Origin of the sequence: Mesorhizobium sp. M7A.F.Ca.CA.004.04.2.1 (assembly GCF_004022825.1) — a bacterium.
Lineage (GTDB): Bacteria > Pseudomonadota > Alphaproteobacteria > Rhizobiales > Rhizobiaceae > Mesorhizobium.
On sequence record NZ_RZPH01000717.1, the window covers coordinates 1 to 3,207 of the forward strand.

The window sequence follows — 3,207 nt, forward strand, 5'->3', positions numbered from 1 at the left end:
ACAGCGTGTAGGCGGTTTCGAGCGCCTGCAAGGGAAGAGCACCTATCGCGACTGCTACCGAGGTTCCGCTGAGCTTTGCCTCCAGGTCCCACAGGGCGCAGTCTATGGCGTTGCGGGCGGCTCCGGCCGGCATAGCATCGAGCAAGGCGGTCCGGCTGATGCCACCGGCGATCCGGCCGCGCATGGCCTCGATCGCGTCGCGCACGCCCTCCATGGTCTCGCCATAGCGCTTGTAGGGGACGCATTCGCCGCGGCCGAGGTGGCCGCCCTCGCCGATCGTGCAGGAGATCACCTCGGCTTCGGTCTTGGAACCTCGCGAAATGGTGAAGGTTCCGGCGATGGGAAAACGCTCGGCCTCGACCGAAATGACACGCGCCATATTTTTCTGCTCCTGCTGTGCGACAAGCGTTGTCGGCAAATCGACAGGTCAGACCCGTCAGGCTAAACAGGACGCCATGTTGACCATCGGCAAGCGCGACGCAAGCGGCACGACCGCAGGGGAGGCTGACCACGAACCGCGCGTGGCGATCGGCGAGGAGGATGGCGTTCTTGGCTGCGCTTTCTCCGGAATCTGGACCACAAGGACCGTCGCGCTCATCGACGCCGACATGCGCAAGATCGAAAAGCGAAGCGGCTTCAAAACCTTGGCGCTCGATGTTTCCAAGATCGAGAAGATGGACACCGCCGGCGCCTGGCTGATCGACCGGCTGGTCAGCGCCTTCGAGAAGAAGGGCGTCGAGATCCAGATGCAAGGCCAGAGCGAGATCGCTTCGATCCTGCTCGAAGCTGTCGGCGAGGCCGTGCGGCGCGAACCCGAATCCGGCCCGGCGCGGCCGCCCAACATCGTCATTCGCGCGCTTGAGGCGGTCGGCCGCCGCGTCTACGAGATGCGCGACGATTTTCTCGCTTCGATGAACATCCTCGGCGCCACCATCCGTGGCGCGCAGATGAAGCTCGGCCGTGGCCATGCCGTCAACCCGGCGGCGATTTTCAACCAGATCGACCGCATGGGCGTCGGCGCCATTCCGGTGGTGGTGCTGATGTCGGCGATCGTCGGCGCCATCGTTGCCCAGCAAGGCGCCTATCAGCTCAGCTATTTCGGCGCCGATATCTTCGTCGTCGACCTGGTCGGCGTGCTGATCCTGCGCGAACTCGGCGTGCTGATGACGGCGATCATGATCGCCGGCCGCTCCGGCAGCGCGATCACCGCCGAGATCGGCTCGATGAAGATGCGCGAGGAGGTCGACGCGCTGAAGGTCATCGGGCTCAACCCGATCGGCGTCCTGGTCTTTCCGCGGCTCGTGGCGCTGGTCATCGCCTTGCCATGCCTGACCATCATCGCCAATTTCGCCGCACTCGGCGGCGGCATACTGGCTGCCTGGCTCTATTCCGACATCCCGCCCGCCGCCTTCATCGACCGGTTGCGCGTCGCCATCGATCTCAGCACCATCTTTGCCGGCCTGATCAAGGCGCCGTTCATGGCCATGATCATCGGCACGATTGCCTCGGTCGAAGGCATGAAGGTCGGCGGCAGCGCCGAATCGCTCGGCCAGCATGTTACCGCTTCGGTTGTGAAGTCGATCTTCGTCGTCATCATCCTCGACGGACTTTTTGCCATGTTCTACGCAGCGATCGAGTTCTGAGATGAACCTGCGAAACAGGAAAAGGGCGGGCGCATTGGCGGATGAGGCGGGTGAGGGCGACATCGTGCTATCCGCGCACGACATCAGCGTGTCCTTCGCCGACAAGCTTATCCTCGACAGACTGTCGCTCGACATAAGGCGCGGCGAAATCCTTGGATTTGTCGGCGCCTCGGGTGCTGGTAAATCCGTTCTGCTGCGCACCATTCTCGGCCTGACGCGCAAGCAGTCGGGTACGATCAAGCTGTTCGGCGTCGATGTCGAGAAAGCTGATGATGCCGAGCGTCTGCGCATCGACATGCGACTTGGCGTGCTGTTCCAGCACGGCGCGTTGTTCTCGGCGCTGACAGTGCAGGAAAACGTCCAGGTGCCGATGCGCGAATATCTCGACCTGCCGCGAAAGCTGATGGACGAACTGGCGATGCTCAAGATCGAGCTGGTCGGGCTGCCGCCCGATGCAGCGCAGAAATTCCCGTCCGAACTGTCCGGCGGCATGATCAAGCGCGCCGCGCTGGCCCGGGCGCTGGCGCTCGATCCCGACATCGTCTTCCTCGACGAGCCGACATCGGGCCTCGATCCGATCAGCGCGGCGGAGTTCGACGAGCTGGTGGTCAAGCTGCGCGATACGATGGATTTGACTGTCTACATGGTCACGCACGATCTCGACACGCTGTTCACCGCTTGCGACCGGGTGGCCGTGCTCGGCAAGAAGAAAGTGCTGGTCGAAGGCACCATCGACGACATGCTGAAGAGCGAGGAACCGTGGGTAAAGTCCTATTTCCGCGGAAAACGCGCCCGGCAACTTGATCTTGCGGCGCGCGCATAGCCATAAGTGGGACAATGGAAACCAGAGCCAACTACGTCATTGTCGGCATCTTCACGCTGGCCGCGATCCTGGCGGCGTTTGCCTTCGTCTACTGGACGGCGGCCATCGGCGACAAGGGCGAGACGACGTTGCTGCGCGTGCGCATTCCGGGCTCTGCGTCCGGGCTTGGCCGCGGCAGTTTCGTGCTGTTCAACGGCGTCAAGGTCGGCGACGTCAAGCGCGTCTATATCGACGTCGACAATCCGACGGTTGCCATCGCCGATACCGAGATCGACCGCATGACGCCGATCACCAAATCGACGCAAGCCGATATCGGGCTTGCCGGCCTGACCGGGCAGGCCAACATCGAGCTCAAGGGCGCCGACCCCAAGGAAGTGAAACTCCTCGACCAGGCGGAAAAGGAAGGCAAGGTCGCCGAGATCGTCGCCAACCCGTCGGCGGTGACCAACCTCTTGCAGACGGCGCAGAATATCTTCACCCGCGCCGACAAGGTGCTGACCGAGCTCGAAGGCTTCACCAGGGACGTTCGCGGGCCGCTGACGCAGACCGTCCAGAATGTTCAGACCTTCTCCGATGCGCTGGCCAAGAATTCGGATGGCATCGACAAATTCCTGTCCGCCGCCAGCACGCTGGCGGATGAGCTTAAAGGCGTTTCCGGCAAACTCGACGGCACGCTGAAAGCAGCCGAAGGCCTTCTCAACGCCGTCGACAAGGACAAGATCAAGAGCATCGTCGCCCTGT

3 protein-coding genes and 1 pseudogene are annotated in these 3,207 nt (G+C 62.7%); 3 read left to right on the forward strand and 1 reads right to left on the reverse strand.

Annotated elements, in window-relative coordinates; all coding sequences use genetic code 11:
- Window positions 1-379 (reverse strand): annotated as a pseudogene (locus EN893_RS25770) (dipeptide epimerase); the annotation flags it as partial.
- Between the two features lie 76 nt (window positions 380-455).
- Between EN893_RS25770 and EN893_RS25775 the strand changes: the two are divergent.
- The 3 genes from EN893_RS25775 to EN893_RS25785 form a co-directional block, all read left to right on the forward strand.
- The gene (locus tag EN893_RS25775) at window positions 456-1,643 is read left to right on the forward strand and encodes an ABC transporter permease (protein WP_023810578.1); all 1,188 of its coding nucleotides are present in this window, start codon (window positions 456-458) and stop codon (window positions 1,641-1,643) included.
- A 1-nt stretch (window position 1,644) separates the two neighbouring features.
- Window positions 1,645-2,466 (forward strand): ABC transporter ATP-binding protein, encoded by an 822-nt coding sequence (locus EN893_RS25780; protein ID WP_127276369.1) that lies wholly within the window; start codon window positions 1,645-1,647, stop codon window positions 2,464-2,466.
- A 14-nt stretch (window positions 2,467-2,480) separates the two neighbouring features.
- On the forward strand, window positions 2,481-3,207 hold a 727-nt coding region (locus EN893_RS25785; RefSeq protein WP_164901102.1), incomplete at its 3' end, for an MlaD family protein.

Coding starts and splice junctions, on each gene's coding strand:
- EN893_RS25775 (WP_023810578.1), top strand. CDS start 456: ATGTTGACCATCGGCAAGCGCGACGCAAGCGGCACGACCGCAGGGGAG.
- EN893_RS25780 (WP_127276369.1), top strand. CDS start 1,645: ATGAACCTGCGAAACAGGAAAAGGGCGGGCGCATTGGCGGATGAGGCG.